At 68.1% G+C, this 23,103-nt stretch carries 21 protein-coding genes; 6 read left to right on the top strand and 15 right to left on the bottom strand.

The genetic code is table 11. The features are described from left to right. Positions 1 to 180: 180 nt before the first annotated feature. Positions 181 to 1,731, top strand: coding sequence for a YifB family Mg chelatase-like AAA ATPase (locus ACIPRI_RS05925; RefSeq protein ID WP_446620492.1), 1,551 nt, complete (start codon positions 181 to 183; stop codon positions 1,729 to 1,731). Here the strand turns inward: ACIPRI_RS05925 and ACIPRI_RS05930 are convergent. Beyond that, positions 1,720 to 2,634, bottom strand: a complete 915-nt coding sequence (locus ACIPRI_RS05930; protein ID WP_446620493.1) for a LysR family transcriptional regulator — start codon at positions 2,632 to 2,634, stop codon at positions 1,720 to 1,722. The two genes, ACIPRI_RS05925 and ACIPRI_RS05930, sit on opposite strands and share 12 nt — an antisense overlap. Before the next feature lie 118 nt (positions 2,635 to 2,752). Between ACIPRI_RS05930 and ACIPRI_RS05935 the strand changes: the two genes are divergently transcribed. Next, positions 2,753 to 3,532: an SDR family NAD(P)-dependent oxidoreductase gene (locus tag ACIPRI_RS05935; RefSeq protein WP_446620494.1), complete on the top strand. Its 780-nt coding sequence runs from the start codon at positions 2,753 to 2,755 to the stop codon at positions 3,530 to 3,532. Here ACIPRI_RS05935 and ACIPRI_RS05940 read toward each other — a convergent pair whose 3' ends face one another. Both ACIPRI_RS05940 and ACIPRI_RS05945 read right to left on the bottom strand, forming a co-directional pair. Further along, positions 3,533 to 4,132: a DUF502 domain-containing protein gene (locus ACIPRI_RS05940; protein WP_446620495.1), complete on the bottom strand. Its 600-nt coding sequence runs from the start codon at positions 4,130 to 4,132 to the stop codon at positions 3,533 to 3,535. Between the two features lie 11 nt (positions 4,133 to 4,143). Continuing rightward, on the bottom strand, positions 4,144 to 5,334 hold the full coding sequence (locus ACIPRI_RS05945; RefSeq protein WP_446620496.1) for a fumarylacetoacetate hydrolase family protein: 1,191 nt from the start codon (positions 5,332 to 5,334) through the stop codon (positions 4,144 to 4,146). A 178-nt stretch (positions 5,335 to 5,512) separates the two neighbouring features. Between ACIPRI_RS05945 and ACIPRI_RS05950 the strand changes: the two genes are divergently transcribed. Continuing rightward, positions 5,513 to 6,031, top strand: coding sequence for a DUF1579 domain-containing protein (locus ACIPRI_RS05950; RefSeq protein WP_446620497.1), 519 nt, complete (start codon positions 5,513 to 5,515; stop codon positions 6,029 to 6,031). 3 nt (positions 6,032 to 6,034) lie between these two features. Here the strand turns inward: ACIPRI_RS05950 and ACIPRI_RS05955 are convergent, their stop codons facing one another. The 11 genes from ACIPRI_RS05955 to ACIPRI_RS06005 all read right to left on the bottom strand — a co-directional run bounded on the left by ACIPRI_RS05955 (position 6,035) and on the right by ACIPRI_RS06005 (position 19,618). Further along, on the bottom strand, positions 6,035 to 9,781 hold the full coding sequence (locus ACIPRI_RS05955) for a molybdopterin cofactor-binding domain-containing protein (RefSeq protein WP_446620498.1): 3,747 nt from the start codon (positions 9,779 to 9,781) through the stop codon (positions 6,035 to 6,037). Then, positions 9,778 to 10,257 (bottom strand): (2Fe-2S)-binding protein, encoded by a 480-nt coding sequence (locus ACIPRI_RS05960; protein WP_446620499.1) that lies wholly within the window; start codon positions 10,255 to 10,257, stop codon positions 9,778 to 9,780. Before ACIPRI_RS05960 ends, ACIPRI_RS05955 begins: the two co-directional genes overlap by 4 nt. A 27-nt stretch (positions 10,258 to 10,284) precedes the next feature. Continuing rightward, the gene (gene pncA, locus ACIPRI_RS05965) at positions 10,285 to 11,010 is read right to left on the bottom strand and encodes a bifunctional nicotinamidase/pyrazinamidase (RefSeq protein ID WP_446620500.1); all 726 of its coding nucleotides are present in this window, start codon (positions 11,008 to 11,010) and stop codon (positions 10,285 to 10,287) included. Positions 11,011 to 11,032: 22 nt separating this feature from the next. Beyond that, positions 11,033 to 11,779, bottom strand: a complete 747-nt coding sequence (locus ACIPRI_RS05970) for an ABC transporter ATP-binding protein (protein ID WP_446620501.1) — start codon at positions 11,777 to 11,779, stop codon at positions 11,033 to 11,035. Then, positions 11,776 to 12,558, bottom strand: coding sequence for an ABC transporter ATP-binding protein (locus ACIPRI_RS05975; protein ID WP_446620502.1), 783 nt, complete (start codon positions 12,556 to 12,558; stop codon positions 11,776 to 11,778). Before ACIPRI_RS05975 ends, ACIPRI_RS05970 begins: the two co-directional genes overlap by 4 nt. After that, a complete protein-coding gene (locus ACIPRI_RS05980; RefSeq protein WP_446620503.1) occupies positions 12,555 to 14,480 on the bottom strand; it encodes an ABC transporter permease in 1,926 nt (641 codons plus the stop codon). The genes ACIPRI_RS05975 and ACIPRI_RS05980 overlap by 4 nt, the downstream gene beginning before the upstream one ends. A gap of 72 nt (positions 14,481 to 14,552) precedes the next feature. Then, positions 14,553 to 15,758, bottom strand: coding sequence for an ABC transporter substrate-binding protein (locus ACIPRI_RS05985; RefSeq protein ID WP_446620504.1), 1,206 nt, complete (start codon positions 15,756 to 15,758; stop codon positions 14,553 to 14,555). A 56-nt stretch (positions 15,759 to 15,814) separates the two neighbouring features. Next, entirely contained in the window at positions 15,815 to 16,399 is a 585-nt protein-coding gene (locus ACIPRI_RS05990; RefSeq protein WP_446620505.1) for an amino acid synthesis family protein, read from the bottom strand. A 4-nt stretch (positions 16,400 to 16,403) separates the two neighbouring features. Further along, positions 16,404 to 17,045, bottom strand: a complete 642-nt coding sequence (locus ACIPRI_RS05995; protein ID WP_446620506.1) for an amino acid synthesis family protein — start codon at positions 17,043 to 17,045, stop codon at positions 16,404 to 16,406. A 24-nt stretch (positions 17,046 to 17,069) separates the two neighbouring features. Next, positions 17,070 to 18,008, bottom strand: coding sequence for a UPF0280 family protein (locus tag ACIPRI_RS06000; RefSeq protein ID WP_446620507.1), 939 nt, complete (start codon positions 18,006 to 18,008; stop codon positions 17,070 to 17,072). A 14-nt stretch (positions 18,009 to 18,022) separates the two neighbouring features. Continuing rightward, positions 18,023 to 19,618 (bottom strand): 6-hydroxynicotinate reductase, encoded by a 1,596-nt coding sequence (locus tag ACIPRI_RS06005; protein WP_446620508.1) that lies wholly within the window; start codon positions 19,616 to 19,618, stop codon positions 18,023 to 18,025. A 268-nt stretch (positions 19,619 to 19,886) separates the two neighbouring features. On the opposite strand from ACIPRI_RS06005, the gene ACIPRI_RS06010 reads away from it, so the two are divergent. The 3 genes from ACIPRI_RS06010 to ACIPRI_RS06020 are packed head-to-tail and all read left to right on the top strand — an operon-like array spanning position 19,887 to position 22,604. Further along, positions 19,887 to 20,660, top strand: coding sequence for a ferredoxin--NADP reductase (locus ACIPRI_RS06010; RefSeq protein ID WP_446620509.1), 774 nt, complete (start codon positions 19,887 to 19,889; stop codon positions 20,658 to 20,660). A gap of 25 nt (positions 20,661 to 20,685) precedes the next feature. Continuing rightward, positions 20,686 to 21,444: a TetR/AcrR family transcriptional regulator gene (locus ACIPRI_RS06015; RefSeq protein WP_446620510.1), complete on the top strand. Its 759-nt coding sequence runs from the start codon at positions 20,686 to 20,688 to the stop codon at positions 21,442 to 21,444. Further along, positions 21,402 to 22,604 carry an amidohydrolase family protein gene (locus ACIPRI_RS06020; RefSeq protein ID WP_446620511.1) on the top strand — a complete coding sequence of 401 codons (1,203 nt, stop codon included), beginning with the start codon at positions 21,402 to 21,404 and terminating at the stop codon, positions 22,602 to 22,604. Before ACIPRI_RS06015 ends, ACIPRI_RS06020 begins: the two co-directional genes overlap by 43 nt. 17 nt (positions 22,605 to 22,621) lie before the next feature. Here ACIPRI_RS06020 and ACIPRI_RS06025 read toward each other — a convergent pair whose 3' ends face one another. Further along, positions 22,622 to 23,074 carry a helix-turn-helix domain-containing protein gene (locus ACIPRI_RS06025; protein WP_446620512.1) on the bottom strand — a complete coding sequence of 151 codons (453 nt, stop codon included), beginning with the start codon at positions 23,072 to 23,074 and terminating at the stop codon, positions 22,622 to 22,624. Positions 23,075 to 23,103 lie beyond the last annotated feature (29 nt).

The raw sequence follows: 23,103 nt of genomic DNA on the forward strand, positions 1-23,103 counted from the left end.
GGGACTCCTCGGGGTTTGGTGGTGGTTGTGCGTGAGACCACGACCCCAAAGCAGGGAGCGTGCCAAAGTGTGTCAGGGCCGTCACGCGTGCGGGCACCGGCGTCACGAACTGGGACTCGAAAAAATACAAGATGGCGGGTGCGCACGCAAAAGCGCACCAACTTGGGGAAAGGGAGGGCTATGAGTCTGTCTTTGGTGCAAAGCCGCGCCTTGTTGGGCATGGAAGCGGCGCAAGTGACCGTTGAGGTGCATCTGGCCAACGGCCTGCCCAGCTTCACGCTGGTCGGGCTGGCCGATGTCGAGGTCAAGGAGGCGCGCGAGCGGGTGCGCTGCGCGATCCAGAACGCCGGCCTGGAATTTCCCAACAACAAGCGCATCACGGTCAATCTGGCGCCGGCCGATCTGCCCAAGGATTCCGGCCGCTTCGACCTGCCGATCGCCATGGGGATCCTGGCGGCCAGCGGCCAGGTCGACCCCGCCAAGCTGGCCGGCCACGAGTTTGCCGGCGAGCTGTCGCTGTCGGGCGAGCTGCGGCCGGTGCGCGGTGCATTGGCCATGGCGCTGGCACGCGAAGCCGGCGGGCCGCTGGCGGCACAAGCCAGACTGGTCTTGCCGACCGCCAGCGCCCAGGAGGCCGCGCTGGTGCCAGGCGCGCAGGTCTATGGCGCGCGCCACCTGCTGGACGTGGTGGGCCAGTTTCTGCCGGAGGGCACCGCCCCGCCCGAAGCGGCCGCAGGCGACGGCTGGTCGCGCGTGCAGGCCGCTGCGCCATCGGCCCCGGCCCCGATAGCCGACCTGTCCGACGTGAAAGGCCACGCGGCCGCCAAGCGCGCCCTCGAGATCGCTGCGGCCGGCGGCCACAGCCTGTTGATGGTGGGGCCGCCCGGCTCCGGCAAGTCGATGCTGGCGCAGCGCTTTGCCGGGCTGCTGCCGCCCATGACCACGCAGGAAGCACTGGAGAGTGCGGCACTTGCCAGCCTGTGCGGCTGCTTTTCGCCCGCGCGCTGGATGCAGCGGCCCACCACGGCGCCGCATCACAGCGCCAGCGCGGTGGCGCTGGTCGGCGGCGGCTCGCCGCCGCGCCCGGGCGAAATCTCGCTGGCGCATCACGGCGTTCTTTTTCTCGACGAGTTTCCCGAGTTCGCCCGCGCCGCACTGGAGGCGCTTCGCGAGCCGCTGGAAACCGGCCACATCCGCATCGCGCGGGCCGCCCGGCGTTCGGAATTCCCGGCGCGCTTTCAGTTGATCGCGGCGATGAACCCTTGTCCATGCGGCCATCTGGGATCGCCGCACAAGAACTGCCGCTGCACGCCCGACCAGATCGCCCGCTACCAGGGCAAGCTGAGCGGCCCGCTGCTCGACCGCATCGACCTGCACATCGAGGTGCCGGCCATCGCGCCGCACGAGTTGCTGGATGCACCGCCGGGCGAAGCCAGCGGCCCGATCCGGGCCCGCGTGGCGCAGGCGCGCGACGCCGCCTTGGCGCGTCAAGGCAAGCCCAACCAGGCGCTGCACGGCGGCGAGATCGACCAGCACGCCACGCTGGAGCCCAAGGCGCGGACGCTTCTGCAGAACGCCGGGATCAAGCTCGGCTGGTCGGCGCGCAGCACCCATCGCGTGCTGAAGGTGGCGCGCACGATTGCCGACCTGGCCGGCAGCGCCACGGTCGACACCGCGCATGTGGCAGAGGCCGTGCAGTACCGGCGCGCACCCGGCGCGTCAGGCGATTGACGGTGGCCGCAGGGCGGGCTCGATCACCTGCGTGAGCCAGTTCAGCATCGCCTGCACCCGCGGCGGCACGTGGTGGCGGTGCGGATAGAGCAGCGACACCGGCAGGGGCGCCGCCCTGAAGGAGGGCATCACCTCGACCAGCAGGCCCGCGTCGACCAGTTGCTGGATGCCGCGCAGCGGCGCCTGGATCAAGCCCAGGCCCGCCAGGCAGGCCGCCTGAAAGGCATCCGCGCTGTTGACGACGAGCGCGCTGCGCATGGGATGGACGCGCACCGCGCCACCCTCGTCCAGGTACTCGAGGCCGGCACCCTGCGCGCTGAGCGAGCCCGAATAGTGGACGATCCGGTGCTGCGCCAGATCGGCCAGGCTGCGCGGCGTGCCGTGTGCACGCAGGTAGGCCGGGCTCGCGACGTTGCCCATCGTCATGGCGCCCAAGGGGCGCACGATGAGTTCCGAGTCGGCCAGCTGGCCGACCCTCAGCACGCAGTCGAAGCCTTCCCGCACCAAGTCGACGAAGCGGTCCGTGGTGCTGATGCCCACGTCCAGCTGTGGATGCGCCGCGAGAAATTCCGGCAGCCTGGGAATGACGATCTCGCGCGCCAGCGTGTTGGGCAGGTCGATGCGCAGGCGGCCCTTCAGGCCGCTGGCGGCGGGCTGGAACAGGGTCTGCAGCTGCTCGGCATCGGCCAGCAGTTCGCGGCAACGCTCCAGGAACTGCTCGCCGTCCGAGGTGAGCCGCACGCGCCGCGTCGTGCGCTGCAGCAACCGCGTGCCGAGCTGGGCCTCGAGCTGTTGCACGGCCGTCGAAACGCGGCCCTTCAGCAGGCCGAGCTGATCCGCGGCCTGGGTGAAGCTGGCCAGTTCGGCGACGCGGACGAAGATGCGCAGGTCATCCAGTTGCATGGCATCGATTGTCCGGGCTGGCGGAACAGTGCGATCGGTTGTGATGGATTTATCCGGAAGGCCCGGCGCGGGAGACTCCTTCCATCGCCTTCAACAAAGCTCAAGCAAGGAGTTCCGCATGACCGCCGCATCCGACAACAACACGACCCGCATCGCCCTCATCACCGGCGCCAGCCGTGGCCTGGGCCGCAACAGCGCGCTGAAGCTCGCCGAACAGGGCATCGACCTGATCATCAGCTACAAGAGCAATGAAGCCGAAGCACAGGAGGTGGCGCGCAGCGCGCAGGCCCTGGGCCGCCGCGCGCTGGCGCTGCAACTGGACGTGGCCGACAGCCGCAGCTTCGCCGCCTTTGCCGAGCGCGTGAAGACGGCGCTCGCCGGCACCTGGCAGCGCGAGCAGTTCGACTACCTGGTCAACAACGCCGGCAGCGGCGTGCACGCATCGTTTGCCGAAACCACCGAGGCGCAGTTCGACCTGCTCGTCAACGTGCACCTGAAGAGCACCTTCTTTCTCACGCAGGCGCTGCTGCCGCTGATCAAGGACGGCGGGCGCATCCTCAACACCTCCTCCGGCCTCGCCCGCTTCAGCTTCGCGGGCTACGCCGCCTACGCGGCAATGAAGGGCGGCGTGGAAGTGCTCACGCGCTACATGGCCAAGGAACTGGGCGCGCGCGGCATCGCTGTCAACACCATCGCACCCGGCGCGATCGAGACCGACTTCGGCGGGGGCACCGTGCGCGACAACGCGCAGATGAACGCGCAGATTGCCGGCGTCACCGCCATGGGCCGCGTCGGCCTGCCGGATGACATCGGGAGCGCGGTTGCCGCGCTGCTGTCGGAAGGCAACGGCTGGATGACCGGACAGCGCATCGAGGTGTCCGGCGGCATGATGCTTTGATTAGGCGGCCTTGGCCGCGCGCTGCTTCTCCAGCGCCTGGATCAGCGTCCGCGTGCCGGTGCCCCATTTGGTCATGGCCTGGAAGGCCTGCATGAAGGGCACGTCGACGATGTGGACGCGCTCGGGCGTCAGCACGTAGACGGCGCCCGAGAAGGGCGTGGGGGACGCCGGCACGAAGACGGTGTAGCGGCCGTCGGCATGCTCCTCCACGACGAAGCCGACCACCAGCGCCTCCTCGATCTCGACAAAGGCGACCTGGAACTCGGAGCTGTCGTCGCCGAAGGAGCGGCGCATGACGCTGCGGATCACGCTGTAGCCCGGAATACGCCCGAGCACCTCGGTAGTGAACCAGTTTCCGATGCGCTTGCCGGGCCAGGTCTGCAGCGCCAGGCCGATCAGGAAGCTCACCACGATGATCAACACGATCGCAAAGATGGTGTGGTGCTCGCGTTCTATCGGCAGGTGGTTGGCCAGCGGCTTGACCAGCGCCGTGAGCCCCTGGATGCCCTTGAGCAGCAGCAGCACCGCCAAGTAGGCAGGCAGCAGGACCAGAACGCCGCCCAGCAGGGTTCTCTTCACGAAGCTCAAGATTGCGTGCATGTCGACACTCCTCAGGATAGAAGTCCACGCTGGGCAAGATTGCGCATCAGCGCACCGATGCCGAAATCCCAGCGCGCCGCCTGGTCAGAGTGCAGCACCCGGTTGCACAGCGCGCCCAGCTCGGGCGCGGCGATCAGCACCTCGTCGCCCACCACGTGGGTGAAGCCCTGGCCGGGGCCGTGCCGGTCTTGCGTGGGCGCGAACATGGTGCCCAGGAAAAGCATGAAGCCATCCGGATAGTCGTGGTGCGGGCCGATGGCCTGCGCCACCAGGTCAAGCGGATCGCGGCTGATCTTCGACAGCGAGCTCGCGCCCTGCAAGGTGAAGCCCTCCGGTCCGCGAACGGTGAGCCCGACCGTGATGCGGCGTACCTGGTCGATGCCGAAATGCTCGTCGAACAGGCGGATGAAGGGACCGATGGCGCAGGAGGCGTTGTTGTCCTTGGCCTTGCCCAGGAGCAGCGCGCTGCGGCCCTCGAAGTCGCGCAGGTTCACGTCGTTGCCCAGGGCCGCGCCCAGGGTGTGGCCGCGGCTGTTCACGGCCAGCACCACCTCGGGCTCGGGGTTGTTCCAGACCGACTTGGCATGGATGCCGATGTCGGCCCCGGTGCCGACGGCCGAGAGCACCGGCGCCTTGGTGAAGATCTCGGCATCGGGCCCGATGCCCACCTCGAGGTACTGCGACCAGGCGCCTTGGGCGATCAGCACGTCCTTCACCTGGGCAGCCTGCGGCGAGCCGGGCACGATGCCGGCCAGGTTGTCGCCCAGCACGCCGGACAGCGCCGCCCGGATCGTCTCGGCCTTCGAGGCGTCGCCGCGTGCCTGCTCCTCGATCACGCGCTCCAGCAGGCTTTCGACAAAGGTGACGCCGCTGGCCTTGACGGCTTGCAGGTCGCACGGCGCCAGCAGCCACGGTTGACCGACTTGGCGCGTGGCCTCGTTGCTGTTGGCGAGGACCGCGTCCAGCGCGGCAATGCGCGGCGCGCTTGCATCGCGCAGCGCGTGACGCACGCGCGTGGCGGCATCGGCGTCTTCCAGCAGCTGGCTCATGGTGGGCGCGACGTGCGACAGATCGTGCAGGCCATCGCCATGCACCGCGACCAGGGTGGGGCCGATGCCGGGCTGCCAGAGCCGCCCGACCAGCGTGGCGCGCTCGGCATCGAGCGGCAGGCTGTGGGCGGGGGTCAGGGTCGTCGCGTTCATGAAGTCTCCTCGCATTGCTTGCTTTGCGCGATCGTACGGGAAGCGCTGCAATTGCCATACTCCGGCCGCGCGCAGCGACGGCTGCTGACACCACGCTGTCAGCAGCCGTCGCCGATCATGCAAGGATGCGTGCCGCAGGAAGCCCGAGCCCGCCAACCACCATGCCGAGGTCTTCATCATGCCGCTGCCCACCGACACGAGCGCCCCGCACGATTTCGATTTCATCATCGGCGATTGGCGCGTCAGCCATCGACGCCTGAAGACCCGCCTTGCGCACTGCGAGGAGTGGGTGGCGTTCGACGGCCTGTCGTCCACCACGAAGATTCTTGGCGGCTTCGGCAACGTGGAGGACAACCTGCTTCAGCTGCCGGAAGGGCCCTACCGCGCCAGCGCCGTGCGCGCCTTCGACGCGGCATCGGGCCACTGGTCGATCTGGTGGCTCGACGGGCGCAATCCGACGCAGCTCGACACGCCGGTGGTCGGCAGCTTCGAGGACCACCAGGGCCTGTTCTACGCACAGGACAGCTTCGAGGGGCGGCCGATCAAGGTGCGCTTCACGTGGCTGTCCACCCCGGGGCAGGACCCGCGCTGGGAGCAGGCCTTTTCCAGCGACGCCGGCGCGAACTGGGAGACCAACTGGACGATGGTGTTCCACCCCGCCCTGCCGCGCCATCCGGCGTTTCCGCCGCAGGGCTGATCGCTACTTGCCGTTGTGGGCGGTGGTGCCGGCCCGGGCGTCGCGCACCCTTTGCGGCAGATCGGTCCATGGCGGCTCTTGCGGCGCGAAGCGCGCGCGCATGTACTGCGCCAGCTCGGCAATCTGCCGGTCGTCCAGCGCGTCTGCAAAAGAAGGCATGAAGCCGATGTCGCGCGTGGCCGGCTCGCGCACGCCTTCCAGGATGGTGCGCAGCAGGTTGTCCGGCCGCGCGCTGCGCAGGCTGCTGCCGAGCGCCAGCGGCGTGTTGACGCCCAGCAAGGTAGGGCCGTTGCCATCGTGGTGGCAGGCGGCGCAGGCGCCGTCGAACAGACGCTGCGCCGCGCCCGGTGCGGGCTGGCGCAGTTGCGCGTTGGCGATCACGCGGCGCGCCTCTTCGTCGGCTTGCGCCTCGCTCACCGGGGACTGGAAAGAGGCCAGGTAGGTCGCCATGGCGCGGATGTCCTCGTCGGGCACTGCTTGCAGTTCGCGCACCACCTCGGCCATGGGCCCGCCGGCGATGCCGTGGCGGGCGCTGTGGCCGTGGCGCAGGTATTGGTAGAGCGACTGCCGGGTCCAGGGCACTGCGGACTTCGATGACAGGGCGGTGAGCGCCGGCGCCTCCCAGCCTTCGACCATCGCCCCGGAAAGAAAGGCCTGCCCCCCCTGCTCCGCGCCCAGCGCGTTGCGCGGCGTGTGGCAGGCGCCGCAATGGCCCAGCCCGTTGACCAGGTAGGCACCGCGGTTCCATTCGGCGCCTTGCGCCGGTTCGGGACTATAGGGACTGGCGTCGTGAAAGAGCCCGTTCCACGCGCTCATCAGCGCACGGATGTTGAAAGGAAAGCGCAGCTCGGAAGGCGGCGTCTGCGCACGCACCGCGGACTGCGACATGAAGTAGGCGTACAGGGCCGCCAGGTCGTCGTCGCTGGTCTTCGCAAAGGCCGTGTACGGAAAGGCCGGGTACAGCGCATGGCCGTCGCGCGAGATGCCCTCGCGCATGGCGCGCTGGAAGGCGCTGAAGGACCACTGGCCGATGCCGGTCTGCGCATCCGGCGTGAGGTTGGTGCTGTAGAGCGTGCCAAACGGTGTTTCCATGGCGCGCCCGCCAGCGTTGGGCGTACCGCCCGGCGCCGTGTGGCAGACCGCGCAGTCGCCCATCGCCGCCAGCACCCGGCCACGCTCGATGGTCGATGCGCTGTAGACGGGTGCGCTGAGCGATACCGGCGCGATGACGGAACGCCAGCCCAGCAGCCCCACGATGGCGCCGATGCCACCGATCAGCAATGCGCTGGCACCCGCCCACACCCCGCGCTTCCTGCGCCTTCCCTCTCTTGGGGAAGGTCGGGACGGGAGCGCTGCGGCGGCACCACCCACCGGCGCCTGCGTGCCCCCACCCCAGCCCTCCCCCGGCGGGGAAGGGAGCGGATTCAAGGCGGCGCGAACCACCTCGGGTGTGAAGGGCGGCGCCCTGAAGCGCACACCGGTGGCGTCGAAGATGGCGTTGGCAATCGCCGCCGTGCCCGGCACCGAGGCCGACTCGCCGGCGCCCAGCGGCGCCTCGCCGGGGCGCGCCATCTGCAGCACCTCGATCACCGGCACCTCGCGGAAATTGAGGATCGGGTAGCTGCCCCATTCGCCGCTGGCCACCACGCCTTCGGGACGCACACCGGGCAGCTGCTCGGCCTGCATCTGCGCAGAAGGCCACGAAGGCGACGGCGCGAACTGCACCTTCTCCTTCAGCGCGCGGCTGGTGGCTTGCAGCACGTTGCCGTGGATCTGGTGTTCCACGCCGGTCGGGTTGATCACCAGCCCCGCGTCATGGCCCACCACCACGCGGCGCACGTGCACTTCGCCGGTCTTCCGGTTGACCTCGACGTCGGCGACCCAGGCCGACCAGGCGGCGCCGAAGCCCGGCCACTTGCTGTGCACGTAGCGCGCATAGGCAAAGCCCTGGCCGAACAGAATGTCGCCACCCGGCCCCAGGCCACCATCCGCGTTCTCTTCCGGTCCCGTGCGCATGCGCCAGCCGGCTTTCTGCGCGGTGGCCTGCACCAGCTCGACGGCACGCGGGTCCTGCAAGTGGCGCAGGCGGAAGGCGACCGGATCGACCCCTGCCGCCGTGGCCAGTTCGTCGATGTAGGACTCGTGCGCAAAGGAATTGGGCAGCGCCGACACGCCGCGCAGCCAGGAGGCGCGCACGATCGGCGCCATGTCGTTGACCTTGACCCGCAGGTTGTCGAAGTCGTAGGGCGGGCGCGCCGTGCGATCCCCCATCTCGAAGGCCTGCGGCGTGGGCTCGACGCTGCCCGTGAGCAGCAGGGCCAGTGTCGGGGCGCCGTTCGACGGATAGGAAACCTCGAAGTCGTAGCCCGCGACGCTGCCATCGGCCTGCAGTCCGCCCTTGACTTGCATCAGCTGGGCCGCACCCTTGGGCTCCCAGGCGTGCTCCTGCTCGCGCGTGAGCTGCACCCGCACCGGCGCGCCGACCGCGCGTGCCAGCAGCGCCGCATCGGCCGCCACGTCGTCCGCGCCATTGCGCCCGTAGCAGCCGGCGGCTTCCATTCGCACCACGTTCACCGCCAGCTCGTCCAGGCCCGTGAGTTGCGCCAGGTCACGCCGCAGCACATGCGGGTTCTGGGTGCCGGCCCAGACCTGCAGCTGTGGTGATGCGGTGCCATCGGATTGCCAGTCGGCCAGTGCGCAGGAAGGCCCGATGGAGGCATGCATCTGGTAGGGCCAGACATAGGTGCGCGGCATGGGCTGGTCGGCGCCTCGCAGCGCGGCATCCACATCGCCCTCGTCGACCAAGAGGCGCTGCGTGGCCGGATTGGCGCGCAGCGCGCCTTCCAGGTCATCCAACGATGCCATGCCGGGCCAGGGCTTCCAGCGGACGCGCAACTCGCGCATCGCCTGCTCGGCATGTTCCTCGCGCTCGGCCACCACGCCGACGAAGTCGCGGATCACCACCACCGCCCGGATGCCGGGGATATGGGCAATGGCGCTTTCGTCTACTGATTCCAGCGTGTTGCCGATGAAATCGCCGTGGTCCGCGCCGGCATAGGGCGGGCGCAGCACGCGGCCATGCAGCATGCCCGGCAACCGCATGTCGTGCACGAAGACGAGCTCGCCGGCCAGCTTGGCCGGGATATCGACGCGCGGTACCGGCTTGCCGACGATCCGGTAGTCCGCCACCGGCTTCAGCGGCGTGTGCGGCGCCAGCTGCAGCAGCGCGCGCTGGCCGGCCAGCAGTTCGTGAAAGCCGATGACGTGGCCCTCGCCCGCATGGATGCGGCCCTCGCGCACATCGAGCAGCGCCGGCTGCACGCCCAGCTGTTCGGATGCGCGCTCGACCAGCCAGGCACGCGCCTGGGCGGCGGCGCGGCGCAGCGGCGCCGCATGGATCTGGATCGAGGCGCTGGCGATGGTGGCGCCCTGGTTGGGCGCGCGTGCCGTGTCGCCCAGCACCATGTGCACTTGTGCCAGCGAGGCGTCCAGCTCCTCGGCCACGATCTGCGCCAGCGCGGTGGCCAGGCCCGTGCCCAGGTCCACGTGGCCATTGAGGGCGGTGATGCTGCCGTCGTCCCACACGGCCAGCAGGATCTCCGGCCCTTCGGCGGGATTGCCGTGGACGGCGACGGGTTGGCCTGGCACCGGCGGCGCGGCTGGCGGCGTGTCGCGCACGACCAGCAGCACGCCCTCGGCCGCGAGGAAATCGGCGCGTGTCTTGGGTTGCTCGGCGCGGCGCGGGCTCACGCCGGGTCGTCCTGCGCGGTCAAGGCGGCGGCCGCCTGCACCGCCTTCATGATCTCGACATGGGTGCCGCAGCGGCACAGGTTGCCCGAGAGTTCATCGCGGATGCGTTCTTCGCCGGGGTGCGGTTCGCGCGCCAGCAGCGCCGCCGCCTGCATCACCATGCCGTTGAGGCAGTAGCCGCACTGCGCGGCCTGGGCCTGTTCGAAGGCTTGCTGGACAGGATGCCAGCGCTCCCGCGAGCCCAGGCCTTCCAGCGTGGTGATGCTGCGTCCCGCAACGCCATGTGCCGGGATGACGCAGGCGCGCGCGGCCACGCCATCCACCCACACCGTGCAGGCGCCGCACTGCCCAAGGCCGCAGCCGTACTTGGGGCCGTTGAGCGCCAGGTCGTTGCGCAGCACATGCAGCAGGCTGGCTTCGCGCGATGCCTCCAGCGCGACCTCGCGCGCGTTCACCGTGAGCGCCAGCAGCGGCATCGCTTGTTCGATTCGTTCACGGCTTCTTCAGGCGATGTCGCCGGACTGGATGCGCTTGACGCCCTTGGCGCTCATCTGCTTCCAGGCGGCGGCCAACGAACCATTGAGGTCGATGGCGCGGGTGGCGTCCTCGATCACGTAGACCTCGAAGCCGGCCTTGCGCCCATCCATCGCCGTCCAGGCGACGCAGAAGTCGGTGGCCAGGCCGGTGACGAACAGCGTCTTGATGCCGCGCGACTTCAGATAGCCCGCCAGCCCGGTCGGCGTCTTGTGGTCGGCCTCCTCGAAGGCCGAGTAGCTGTCCATGTCCTTGTGGAAGCCCTTGCGGATGATGAGCTGGGCGGTGGGGAGCTTCAGCTCCTTGCCCAGGGCCGCGTCGTCGGTGCCCTGCACGCAGTGGTCGGGCCACAGCACCTGCGTGCCGTAGCTCAGCTTGGTGGTTTCAAAGGGCTTCTTGCCTGCATGCGTGCTGGCAAAGGAGGCATGGCCCGCGGTGTGCCAATCTTGCGTGACCACGATGTTGTCGAACTGCGCGGCCAGCTTGTTGATGATCGGAATGACCTCGTTGCCGCCCTTCACCGCCAGGGTGCCGCCGTCCAGAAAGCAGTTCTGCACGTCGACCACGATCAGCGCCGACTTGGCGCTGGGCTTGACCTTGCTGGCCGCCAGCGCGCTGGCAGCGAAGCCCAGGCCGCCGAGCAGGCCCAAGGCGGCGCCCGATTGCAGGAGGATTCGGCGATGCGGGTGGCTCATGGTGAACTCCAGAAGTTGAATTTCAGACGCTGAGATAGTTTCGGCGCACTTCGTCATTCGCGGCCAGCTCCGCCATCGAGGCCTGGTAGCGGATCTGCCCCTTTTCCAGCACATAGGCGCGGTCCGACACCAGCTCGGCGAAGTGCATGTTCTGCTCCGACAGGAGGATGCTCACGCCCTGCGCCTTGAGCTCGATGATCATCTGCGCCATCTGCTCGACGATCACCGGCGCCACGCCCTCGGAAGGCTCGTCCAGCAGCACCAGGTAGGGGTTACCCATCAGCGTGCGCGCCACCGTCAGCATCTGCTGCTCGCCGCCGCTCATGCGGCCGCCCGGCCGGTTGGGCATCTCGCCCAGGTTGGGAAAGAGCTTGTAGAGCTTTTGCGGCGTCCACAACGGCGCGGCGCTTCCGTCGATCCATTGGCGCGCCGCCTGGCGGCCCACTTCCAGGTTCTCGGTCACGGTGAGGTCGGTGAACACGCGCCGGTCTTCCGGCACGAAGCCCAGGCCCAGGCGCGCCGCCACGTGCGGCTCGCTCTTGCTGATGTCGTGGCCCAAGAAGCGCACGGCGCCGCGCCGCTTGATCAGCATGCCGATGATGGCTTTCAGGGTGGTGGACTTGCCGGCGCCGTTGCGACCCATCAGCGCCACCACCTCACCGCGGCGCACCTCCAGGTCGACGTCGTACAGGATCTGCGCTTGCCCGTACCAGGCGCACAGCGACTTGGCTTCCAGCAGCAGCACGCGGTCGTCGTTCTTGCTCGTCATACCAGCGCTCCCGCGGGCTTGGTTTCAAAGGTCTTGCCGGTGCCGAAGTAGACCTCCTGCACCTTGGGATGGTCGCGGATCTCCAGCGGCTTGCCCTGGGCGATGAGGCGGCCGCGCGCCAGCACGATCATGCGGTCGGCATAGGCAAAGACGACGTCCATGCTGTGCTCGGTGAAGAGCACCGCCATGCCGCGATCGGTGACCAGCTGCTTGGTCAGCGCCATCAGCGAATTGCGTTCCTTGGGTGCCATGCCGGCCGTGGGCTCGTCCATCAGCAGCAACTTGGGCGAGGTGGCCATGGCAATGGCCAGCTCCACGCGCTTGACGTCGCCGTAGGCCAGCACGCTGCCGGGCCGGTCGGCCTGCGACTTCATGCCGACCTGGTCGAGCAGCGCCAGCGCTTCATCGCGCTTGTGATCGGCCGCGCGGCGCCAGGTGGAAAACAGCTTGTGATCGTGCGAGAGCAGCGCCATCTGCACGTTCTCCACCACGGTGAGCGAAGCAAAGGTCTCGGCGATCTGGAAGGTGCGGCCCACGCCCTTGCGCCAGATCTCGCGCGGCTTGCGGCCGATCAGCTCGTCGCCCGACAGCTTGATGGAGCCCTGGTCCGCCTTCAGCTGGCCGTTGACCATGTTGAAGGTGGTGGACTTGCCGGCGCCGTTGGGCCCGATCAGCGCCAGCAGTTCGCCGGGCGCGAGGTCGAAGCTGATGCCGTCGACGGCCTTCACGCCGCCGAAGGACTTGCCGAGGTTGCTCACCTGCAGAAGAGCTGCGTTCATGGCGTCACCTCCTTCGCGCTCGCCAGTTCGGTCTTGGCGCCGCCGGCGCGCCTGCGCTCGAACAGCTGCTTGGTGAAACCCGCAATGCCCTGCGGGAACAACAGCACCAGCAGCAAGATGATGCCGCCCAGCATGGCGCGCCAGTAGTCGGTGTTGCGCGCCACGGCGTCGTGCAGCCAGGTGAAGGTGACAGCGCCCACCACCGGGCCGGCCAGGGTCTGGATGCCACCCAGCAGCACCATCACCAGGCCATCGACCGACTTGCCCACGCTGAGCGATTCGGGCGAGATGCTGCCCTTGGAGAAAGCGTAAAGCGCACCGGCCAGGCCCGCCGCGATGCCGGCGATGACGAAGGCGCTCCACTGCATGCGCTTGACATCGATGCCGATGGCGTCCGCGCGCAGGAAGGAATCGCGGCCCGCACGCAAGGCATAGCCGAAGGGCGAAAACAAGATGCGCCGCAGCCACACGATGCCCACGATCACCAGCGCCAGGGTGAGGTAGTAGTAGGCCGTCTTGTCGGACAGCCACTCGGACGGCCAGACCCCGGTCAGCCCGTTGCTGCCACCGGTGAAGCTGTCCCACTGGTAGGTGATGGCCCAGGTGATCTGTGCAAAGGCCAGTGTCAGCATCGCCAGGTACACGCCCGACAGGCGAACCGCGAACCAGCCGAAGATGAGCGCGCCGACGGCCGCCACCAGCGGCGCGACGATCAGGGCCGCCTCCATCGGCAGGCCGGCCGCGCGCACCAGCAGCGCCGCGCCGTAGGCACCCAGGCCGAAATAGGCGGCATGGCCGAAGGAGTGCATGCCGGCCGGGCCCATGATGAAGTGCAGGCTGGCGGCAAACAGGGCCGCGATCATCAGGTCGATGGCCAGCACCACGGTGTAGGGCGAGTCGGCCGTGAGCGTGGGCAGCGCCGCCAGCGCCAGGGCCAGCACCGCGGCGGCGATGAGATAGGCCCGGCCGGGCCTGCGCAACGGCTCCTCCGGCATGCCCACGTAGCGGCTGGGCGCCTGCGGCTTGCCGAACAGCCCCCAGGGCCGCACCACCAGCACCACCGCCATCACCAGGAATTCAACCACCAGCGTGAGCTTGGAAAAGGAAATGGTGATGCCGAAGACCTCCACCACGCCCAGCCAGATGCACAGCGCCTTGATTTCGGCAATGAGCAGCGCCGCCGCATAGGCACCGGGAATGGAGCCCATGCCGCCCACCACCACCACGACGAAGGCCCCGCCGATGGTGTTGAGGTCCATCTCCAAGGTGGCGGGTTCGCGCGGCAACTGCAGCGCGCCGCCCAGGCCGGCCAGCATGGCGCCCAGCGCGAACACCGCCGTGAACAGCCAGGCCTGGTTCACGCCCAGCGCGCTCACCATTTCGCGGTCTTGGGTGGCGGCGCGCACCAGGGTGCCCCAGCGGGTGCGGGTGAGCAGCAACCACAAGAGGCCCAGCACCAGCGGGCCGACGACGATGAGGAACAGGTCATAGGTCGGGAACTGGCGCCCGAGGATCTCGATGGAACCCGACAGGCCCGGTGCGCGCGGGCCCAGCAGCTCGTCGGGGCCCCACAGGTAGAGCACCGCGTCCTTGATCACCAGCACCAGCGCGAAGGTGGCCAGGAGCTGGAACAGCTCGGGCGCCTTGTAGATGCGGCGCAGCAGGGTCATCTCGATCAGCGCGCCCAGCGCGCCGACGGCGACCGCCGCCAGCAGCAGCGCCGGCCAGAAGCCAAGGCCGGTGCCCAGCTTGTCGACCAGCGTGTAGGCCAGGTAGATGCCCACCATGAAGAAGGAGCCGTGCGCAAAGTTGACGATGCGCGTCACCCCGAAGATCAGCGACAGGCCGGCTGCGACCAGGAACATCGACGATGCCCCGGCCAGCCCGCCCAGGAGCTGAACGATAAAGCCCGAAAAACTCATGCAGAAATCCTCGCCACGCAGCGGCGCACTTCTATTTCAAGCGGGCCGCGAAGCGCGGCCCGGGCCAGGGACTCAGTCCGCGCGCAGTTTTTTGATCTCGGCTTCGCTCGGCTGGAACTTCGCGCCGTCGAGGTAGGTGTAGTCCACCATCACGCCCTTGCCGCCCTCGTTCTTCGTCTTGCCGACGAAGGCGCCCATGGTGGATTGGTGGTCCACGCCGCGATAGGTGATCTTGCCGAAGGGCGTGTCGACCTGCAGGCCCTTGAAGGCTTCCACCAGCTTGGGCGTCTCGGTGCTCTTGGCCTTGGCGACACCGGCGGCCACCGACTTGATCATCGAATAGCCCACCACCGAACCCAGGCGCGGATAGTCCTTGTACTTCTCGTGATAGGCCAGGAAGAAGGCCTTGTGCTCGGGCGTCTGGATGCCGTACCACGGGTAGCCGGTGACGATCCAGCCATTGGGCGCCTCGTCCTTCAGCGGATCGAGGTACTCGGGCTCGCCGGTCAGCACGCTCACCACGCTGCGGTCCTTGAAGAGGCCCCGGGTGTTGCCCTCGCGCACGAACTTGGACAGGTCGGCGCCGAACAGCACGTTGAAGATGGCGTCCGGCTTGGCGTCGGCCAGCGCCTGCACCACCGCGCCGGCATCGACCTTGCCCAGCGGGGGCGCCTGCTCGGCGACGAACTCCACATCGGGCTGCGCCGCCTTCATGAGGTTCTTGAAGGCCGCCACCGCCGACTGGCCGTACTCGTAGTTGGGGTAGACGATGGCCCAGCGCTTCTTCTTCAGCTTGGCTGCCTCGGGCACCAGCATGGCGGCCTGCATGTAGGTGCCGGGACGCAGGCGGAAGGTGTAGGCGTTGCCGCCCTGCCAGGTCATCTTGTCGGTGAGCGGCTCGCCGGCCAGGAAGAAGAACTTCTTCTGCTTGGCGAAATCGGCCACCGCCAGGCCGGTGTTCGACAGGAAGGTGCCGGTCAGCACGTCGATTTTCTCGCGCGCCACCAGCTCCTCGGCCACGCGCACCGCGTCGCCGGGGTTGGCATTGTCGTCGCGCGTGATGAGCTCGAGCTTCTTGCCGTTGACCCCGCCCTTGGCGTTGATCTCTTCCACCGCCAGCTCCATGCCTTTCTTGTAGGGCTCGAGGAAGGCGGGCTGGGCCTTGTAGCTGTTGAGTTCGCCGATCTTGATCACGCCCTGCGCATGGGCGGGAACGAGAGCGGCGGCCAGCGTTGCGAGCGTCGCCGCACTGTAGACATGACGCAGGTGCTGTTTCATCGAAGGACTCCTGGGGTTCGAGCTGGAAGAAGAATTGAAAGGGAGGCAGAAGATTCTTATCGGAGACCGTCTTCGCCCTTGATCTCGGAAACCTGTAGGCCGCCGATGCGCGGCAGGGGGCGGCCGCTGTCGGTGACGGCCACGGCCACCACGATTTCGTTGGCGCGCGGCGCGTCGGACACGCGCGCCTCGATGGCGTCGAAGTGGCTGCGCACGAAGGCGGCGTCCTTGTGGCCCAGCGGCACGTCGATGGCGGTGCCCAGGGTGCCGCGCTTCTTGGCCGAGGGCACCAGCGCGGCGCCCTTCTCCACCGCGGCGCGCAGCGGTGCGCCCAGCTTGGGATGCAGGATGGCGGCCGCATGCTCCAGCTCGCCCGCCTCCCCGACGATGGCGGCCTTGCCGTAGCTCTGCGCCGCGCCGGGCGCGATGCCCAGGGCCTTGACACACTTCTCGCCCAACAGGCCTCCGAGCTCTTCGCCGATGGCGATGAGTTCGTCCAGCGATTCGCTGTAGCGGCCGGCATAGGGGTTCTCGATGACCGCGATGGCCACCGCACGCCGCGTGGGCGGGTCGATGCTTTGGCCCATCTCCTTGCGGGTCTCGTCGACCTGAACGATCAATTTTCGAATGTTTGCTGTCATCGGATTACCTCAGTCCATCCCATTTGGAAATATCCTCCGCGCGCAGGCCGCCCACGCGCTCGTGCACGCGGTAGCCCGTGCTCATGGCGAGGATGAAGACGATCTCGTCCGCCGCCGGCGCGCCGGGCACGCGCACCTCGATGGCGTCGAACTGGCCGCGCACGTAGCTGGCGTTGATGTTGGTGAGCGGCACATCCAGGGTGCTGCCCGGCCCGCCCACCTTCTTGGTGGAGGGCACGATCGACAAGGCATTGCCGGGCTGCCCGGTCTTCGCCTCGGCCTTGCCCTGGCGGTAGGCGTCACGGTCGCCCTTCCAGCCGAGCAGTTCGCGCATGGCATAGCCGCCCGGCACATGCCACAACGCGCCGTGCTCCAGCTCGCCGGCGGCGCCGACGATGGCGCCCTTGCCGTAGGTGGAGATGCTTTCCACCGGCACGTCCATGGCTGCGCGCAGGCGCTGCGCCATGTCCAGGCCCACCGGGTCGAGCAGGCTCATCATCGGCAGGATGTCGGGCTCGTAGCGGCCGGCAAAAGGATTGGTGAGCACCGCGCCGATGGCGCCACGCACGAGCGGCTTGGCGGCGCGCGGTCCGAACTCGTGGTGGATGTGTTCGACGTGGGTGAACACGCGGCGTATATCGATCATGGAATTGAAGCCTTGCCCATTTCGTTAAGCAAATACTGAACCAACTGCATCGCCCGCCAAGGACCTTGCGCGATCTTCTTCGGTGCCCGGCGCGAGTGAGCATAAGGGTTGCACCACACGCCACTGCCCCTGGCAAGCAAGTGCGGCGGACCACAGCAGCCCGGCGCGCTGCAGGGCCTGCGCGCGCAGCACGCCCGCAGCCAGTGCATGTTGCACCTGCATCGGCGCCAATGCTGCGACATCGACGGTGACAGGGATATCGCCCAGGTCGCTGTCGTCCTTGCATTGGCTGGCGGGCAGGCGCCGGATGCCCGGGTCCTGCACGTCCACCGCGTTGGCGATCAGGGTGGCGGCGGCGTCGGCCTGGGCAGCAGTGGCCGCCAGCACGGTAACGCTGTCGGCAATGCCCAGCGAGAAGCTGCGGCCGCGCCAGCCGCTGGTGGCGATGCCGCGCACTGGCGTCTTCGCGCGAATCTCGAACTGCCCGTCGGTGTCCAGCGGCCCGGTGTCGCGCAAAGGATCGAATCGCGCCAGGTCGGAGAACACGCCCACGCGAGCCGATTGCCCTGGCGCGAGGTGCAGCGCGATATCGCCGCCGTTGTTGATCCAGGCGCGTGCGATACCGGGGCGCTGATAGAAGGCGATGAGTTCCTGCGCCACCGAACCGGCCACGGCCGCCATGGGCGTGATGAAGGGGCTGCCGCAAGCCTGGCTCGCTGCGGCGGAAGCCCGCCACATGCGTTGCGCGACCGGGCCGCTCAAGGGCAGCGCGGCGCTCACGGGCTGGCGCAAGACGCGCAGCTCGCCAACCAACTCGTCCAGGACGCCGCGAAATCGTTGCCAGGCCTCTTCATGCGCCTGCTGGACAGCCGATGCTTCACCCTCGGCCTGCGCCACGATGTCGATGGGGCCATGCTGCCAATGCCAGCGGCCGCCGTCGAGGGGAGTGCGTTCTGCCGCCATGTTCTTTCTGGCGTTCAGCCGAGCATCGGGGCATGGCCGAGTGGCCACGGATTGGCGGGGTCGACCGGCGCCCAGCGCCGCGCCAGCGGCGCACCGTCGTTGTGCCAGGCACCCCGCGCCAGCGCCTGTTCCAGCGAGAACACATGCTCCATGTGTCCGCCCAGCGCGGCGTAGTCGTCCTGGCGCATGCTGAATTCGATGGGCGCGACGATGGCCGGCGTGGGCACCGTGCCGAAGCTCATGTCCGGCATGCGCATCACGTCGGCCATCACCGTGATGCCGCCGCCCGGCCACACATAGGCCGGCGCGCCGCCGCAGGTGACGTTGACCAGCGCGCGCTTGATGGCGCGGGTGAGCAGCACCGGGTTCTCGGTGACGCCGGCACGCAAGGACCCGCCCGCGCCGCCCAGGAACAGCACGGTGCACAGCGATGGCTCGCAGTTCTCGCCGATGCGCTCGACCACGCGGCGCACGTCGTCGGGCATGGCCTGTTCGACCGGCTTCAAGGACTCGTCGAGCACGTACCACTGCGCGTGCTCGCCCGTGGTGGAGGTCATCAAGAGGCGCAGGCCCGGCCGCGCCACGCCCTCTTCCCAGCCTTCGATGATGGACAGCGGATCGGCGATGTCGGTGCCGCCCCAGCCATTGCCCGGATTGGCCACCTGGAAGTAGCGGCCCGGCGTCGACTTGCGCCCGCGCATCTGGATGCCCGAAGGCGCCATGCCCAGGCAGCGCCCGGCCTGGTGCTCGGTGAGCACGCCGGTGATGTGGTCGTCCACCACCACCACTTCATCCGCATGGCCGAAGAGCTGGCGCGCGAAGATGCCGACCGCGGCCGAGCCGCAGCCCACGCGCATGCGCTGTTCTTCCACGCCATTCACGATGGGCGCCTTGCCGGCCTGCACCACCAGGCTGGCGCCGCCGTCGATGGTGCATTCCACCGGCTGCTTGTTGCCCAGGCGCTGCATCAGCTCGACCGTCATGCGGCCTTCCTTTTTGCTGCCGCCGGTGAGGTGGTGCACGCCACCCAGGGACAGCATCTGCGAGCCGTATTCGGCGGTGGTGACGTGGCCCACCACCTCGCCCTTGTACCGAACGTTGGCCTGCTCGGCGCCCAGGAAGCGGTCGGTGTCGATCTTCACCTTGAAGCTGCAGTAGCTGAAGATGCCCTCGGTCACCACCGTCACCATGTCGACGCCATTGGCCTTGGAGGCCACGATGAAGGGGGCCGGCTTGTAGTCGGGGTAGGTGGTGGACGAGCCGACGCCGGTGACGAAGACCTCGTCGGCATGCAGGAGATCGCCATTCCAGTCGGGCTGGGTTGCGGCGCCCTCCTCGCCGGCAAAGGGAACCAGTGCCGGCGCATCGCTGGCCAGCTCCCGCCGCAGCAGCACCACCGGGTCGACCCGCACCAGCGCACCGCCGCGGTTGGCGTAGCGGTCGCAGGCGCCGGTGCGGCCGTCCGAGATCTGGCACAGCACCGGGCAGGCATTGCATTCGATCTTGGCGGTGCTCATGCGCTCGCTGCGCGGTGCGCTGCGCAGCTCGACATCGGCCTGCAGCGGCATGTCGATGCCGGGCAGGCCGTCGGTCTTGGTGTGTTCGGTCATCGGGGGCGCTTTTCGTGGGGTTGAAAGCAGTCTTGCAAGAAGCGGACCTCGCATGTAGCATTCGCTACACATTCATGTTGCGTTCACTACATGAATTCAATGTAGCAAACAGATCGGGGGCATGCAATGGTGTTTTTCCGGCGTCTCTCGCGAACCGCGACAATCGGGGATCGGGGCCGGGCGGCGCCATCCCTTTTCTGCGTATGGCGCACCGTTTCCGGGCATGCGTCTTGCACCCCGCCTATTCACCAACCGACTTGAGTTCTGTATGAGTGCATTCAGCGAAGAACGCGTCCTGTCCGTCCACCACTGGACCGACCGCCTGTTCACCTTCACCACCACGCGCGACCCGGCCCTGCGCTTCTCCAACGGCCACTTCACCATGATCGGCCTGAAGGTCAACAACAAGCCCTTGTTGCGCGCCTACAGCATCGTCAGCCCCAACTACGAGGAGCACCTGGAGTTCCTCAGCATCAAGGTGGAAGAAGGGCCGCTGACTTCCAAGCTGCAGCACATCCAGGTGGGCGACACCATCATCGTGGGCCGCAAGCCCACCGGCACCCTGCTGATCGACTACACCCTGCCGGGCAAGCGGCTGTACCTGTTCGGCACCGGCACCGGCCTGGCGCCCTTCATGAGCATCATTCGCGACCCGGAGACCTATGAGAAGTTCGAGCAGGTGGTCCTGGTGCATGGCGTGCGCCAGATCGACGAGCTGGCCTATCACGACCTGGTGACCGACCACCTGCCCAAGCACGAGATCCTGGGCGAGATGATCGACAAGCAGCTCTTGTACTACCCCACGGTGACGCGCGAGGAGTTCCGCAACATGGGACGCATCACCGACCTGATCGCCACCAACAAGCTGACCGACGACCTCGGCCTGCCGCCGCTGGATCCGGCCAACGACCGCGTGATGCTGTGCGGCAGCCCGGGCCTCTTGGTCGACCTGAAGCACATCCTGGAAGGGCGCGGCTTCAAGGAAGGCAATACCTCGACCCCCGGCGATTTCGTGGTCGAACGCGCCTTCGCCGAAAAGTAGTCGGACGCTCGCCCGAAGAAGCAAGATGGCCGAGGCCAAGCCCACGCGCAACGGCGGCAAAGCGCCCACACGCCGCACCGGCGTGCGAGAGGCCGCGGCACAGGCGACGCGCGACAGCATCCTGCGCGCGGCCACCAAAGTGTTTGCCAAGTACGGCTACGACGGCGGCAGCGTCGAGAAGATCTCGAAGGCCGCCAACTCGTACGACCGGATGATCTACTACTACTTCGGCAGCAAGGAAGGCCTGTTCATTGCGGTGCTGGAAAGCATCTACAAGCGCATGGACGAGGCCGAGGCGGCGATCGAACTCGACGTCACACGCCCGGTGGAAGCGCTCACGGCGGTGATCCGCTTCGTGCTGGGCTACTACCGGCGCAACCCGGAATTCGTGACGCTCCTGAACACCGAGAACCTGCACAAGGGCCGGCACATCGCCAAGTCGCTGCGGGCGCGCGAGTATTCATCGCACGCCATCGAGATCATCCAGCGCATCGTGGAAGGCGGCGTGGCCCAGGGCCTGTTTCGGCCGGACGTGGCAGCGCGCGACCTGTACCTCCTGATTGCCGCCACCGGCTACTTCTACACCTCGAACCGGCACACGCTGAGCGCCTTTTTGGGCGAGCCGCTCGAGACACAGGACGCGATCGCGCACTGGGAAGAATTCGTGATCGAGGCGGTGCTGCGCACGGTCGATGCGGGCAGCATCGAAGAAGATTCCATCACCCCACGAGAGTCAAAATCATGGCAGCAGAAGTCGCAACCGGCGCCAAGTCGGGCAAGGTAGTCATCCGCAACATCGGCCTGCTGCTCTCGGGCGACATCGACCGACCCATCCTGGACGCCGACACCCTCGTGGTGAACGATGGACTGATCGCCGCGATCGGCAAGGAAAAGGACTGCGACCTGGAAGGCGCCCGGACGGTCATCGATGCGAAGAAGACCTGCGTCGCCCCCGGCCTGATCGACAGCCACGTGCACCCCGTGTTCGGCGACTGGACGCCACGCCAGGGCCAGATCGGCTGGATCGACTCCACCATGAACGGCGGCGTCACCACCATGATCTCGGCCGGCGAGGTGCACCTGCCCGGCCGGCCCAAGGACATCGTGGGCCTGAAGGCCCTGGCCATCACCGCCCAGCGCGCCTTCGACAACTTCCGCCCCGGCGGCGTGAAGGTGCTGGCCGGTGCGCCGGTGATCGAGAAGGGCATGGTCGAGAGCGACTTCAAGGAACTCGCCGAGGCCGGCGTGGGCCTGCTCGGCGAAGTGGGCCTGGGCTCGGTGAAGGCCGGCTACGAGGCCAAGGAGATGGTGGCCTGGGCGCGCAAGTACGGCATCCAGAGCACCATCCACACCGGCGGCCCGTCGATTCCCGGCTCGGGCCTGATCGACAAGGACACGGTGCTGGAGGCTGATGCCGACATCATCGGCCACATCAACGGCGGCCACACCTCGCTGCCCGAGGCGCATGTGTGCGAGCTGTGCGAGAAGAGCAGCCGCGCCATCGAGATCGTGCACAACGGCAACGAAAAGGTCGCCATCGCCGCCGCGCGCGCGGCGCTCGATTTGAAGTGCCCGCACCGCGTGATCCTGGGCACCGACGGCCCGGCCGGCTCGGGCGTTCAGCCGCTGGGCATTTTGCGCATGGTGGCCATGCTCTCGTCGATTGCCGGCATCCCGGCCGAGCTGGTGTTCTGCTTTGCCACCGGCAACACGGCGCGCATCCGCAAGCTCAACTGCGGCCTGATCGAAGTGGGGCGCGATGCCGACTTCGTCTTCATGGACAAGGCCCAGCATTCGCCTGCCCCGGGCTTGCTGGAAAGCGTTCAGCTGGGCGACATCCCGGGCGTGGGCATGGTGATGATCGATGGCATCGTGCGCTGCGGGCGCAGCCGCAATACGCCGCCGGCCACCGAGATTCCGGTGGTGGTGACGGGCGGGCACTGAGCGGCGGCGCCGGCCTCTCAGGATCGGCGCGCCGAGCGCTGCGGCACCCACCCTGTCGGCGCACTCTCCGGCTTCTTGCCCGATGACGCCACGGCCCGCAGGATGCGGCGGAACTTGGGGCAAGCCATGTGGTCCGGCGCCGAACAGGCCGCCACGTGGCGCAGGCCGTCGCGCATGGCAGCGAGGCGGGCAATGGTCTGGTCGAGCGCCTGTGCCTTGGTGACCAGGAGCGCCCGGTCGACTTGCAGTTGCCCATTCGGCGCGAACATGTGGGCGATCTCGGCGAGCGACAGGCCGGCGACGCGCCCCATCGCGATCAACGCCAGCCGCTCCAGCACGTCGACATGGAACAGCCGCCGCAGGCCCTGCCGACCCACCGAGGCGATCAAGCCCTTCTCTTCGTAGTACCGCAAGGTGGAGGCCGGAACGCCGGATCGGCGCGCCACCTCGGCGATGTCCAGTGCGCTCATCCTCTTGACCTCAAGTCGACTTGAATTCG

The organism is Variovorax sp. LARHSF232, from assembly GCF_052871435.1.

What these genes read in the sequence shown, in the direction of transcription:
- ACIPRI_RS05925 (WP_446620492.1), top strand. Translation starts at nt 181, where the DNA reads ATGAGTCTGTCTTTGGTGCAAAGCCGCGCCTTGTTGGGCATGGAAGCG.
- ACIPRI_RS05930 (WP_446620493.1), bottom strand. Translation starts at nt 2,634, where the DNA reads ATGCAACTGGATGACCTGCGCATCTTCGTCCGCGTCGCCGAACTGGCC.
- ACIPRI_RS05935 (WP_446620494.1), top strand. Translation starts at nt 2,753, where the DNA reads ATGACCGCCGCATCCGACAACAACACGACCCGCATCGCCCTCATCACC.
- ACIPRI_RS05940 (WP_446620495.1), bottom strand. Translation starts at nt 4,132, where the DNA reads ATGCACGCAATCTTGAGCTTCGTGAAGAGAACCCTGCTGGGCGGCGTT.
- ACIPRI_RS05945 (WP_446620496.1), bottom strand. Translation starts at nt 5,334, where the DNA reads ATGAACGCGACGACCCTGACCCCCGCCCACAGCCTGCCGCTCGATGCC.
- ACIPRI_RS05950 (WP_446620497.1), top strand. Translation starts at nt 5,513, where the DNA reads ATGCCGCTGCCCACCGACACGAGCGCCCCGCACGATTTCGATTTCATC.
- ACIPRI_RS05960 (WP_446620499.1), bottom strand. Translation starts at nt 10,257, where the DNA reads ATGCCGCTGCTGGCGCTCACGGTGAACGCGCGCGAGGTCGCGCTGGAG.
- pncA (WP_446620500.1), bottom strand. Translation starts at nt 11,010, where the DNA reads ATGAGCCACCCGCATCGCCGAATCCTCCTGCAATCGGGCGCCGCCTTG.
- ACIPRI_RS05970 (WP_446620501.1), bottom strand. Translation starts at nt 11,779, where the DNA reads ATGACGAGCAAGAACGACGACCGCGTGCTGCTGCTGGAAGCCAAGTCG.
- ACIPRI_RS05975 (WP_446620502.1), bottom strand. Translation starts at nt 12,558, where the DNA reads ATGAACGCAGCTCTTCTGCAGGTGAGCAACCTCGGCAAGTCCTTCGGC.
- ACIPRI_RS05980 (WP_446620503.1), bottom strand. Translation starts at nt 14,480, where the DNA reads ATGAGTTTTTCGGGCTTTATCGTTCAGCTCCTGGGCGGGCTGGCCGGG.
- ACIPRI_RS05985 (WP_446620504.1), bottom strand. Translation starts at nt 15,758, where the DNA reads ATGAAACAGCACCTGCGTCATGTCTACAGTGCGGCGACGCTCGCAACG.
- ACIPRI_RS05990 (WP_446620505.1), bottom strand. Translation starts at nt 16,399, where the DNA reads ATGACAGCAAACATTCGAAAATTGATCGTTCAGGTCGACGAGACCCGC.
- ACIPRI_RS05995 (WP_446620506.1), bottom strand. Translation starts at nt 17,045, where the DNA reads ATGATCGATATACGCCGCGTGTTCACCCACGTCGAACACATCCACCAC.
- ACIPRI_RS06000 (WP_446620507.1), bottom strand. Translation starts at nt 18,008, where the DNA reads ATGGCGGCAGAACGCACTCCCCTCGACGGCGGCCGCTGGCATTGGCAG.
- ACIPRI_RS06005 (WP_446620508.1), bottom strand. Translation starts at nt 19,618, where the DNA reads ATGACCGAACACACCAAGACCGACGGCCTGCCCGGCATCGACATGCCG.
- ACIPRI_RS06010 (WP_446620509.1), top strand. Translation starts at nt 19,887, where the DNA reads ATGAGTGCATTCAGCGAAGAACGCGTCCTGTCCGTCCACCACTGGACC.
- ACIPRI_RS06015 (WP_446620510.1), top strand. Translation starts at nt 20,686, where the DNA reads ATGGCCGAGGCCAAGCCCACGCGCAACGGCGGCAAAGCGCCCACACGC.
- ACIPRI_RS06020 (WP_446620511.1), top strand. Translation starts at nt 21,402, where the DNA reads ATGGCAGCAGAAGTCGCAACCGGCGCCAAGTCGGGCAAGGTAGTCATC.
- ACIPRI_RS06025 (WP_446620512.1), bottom strand. Translation starts at nt 23,074, where the DNA reads ATGAGCGCACTGGACATCGCCGAGGTGGCGCGCCGATCCGGCGTTCCG.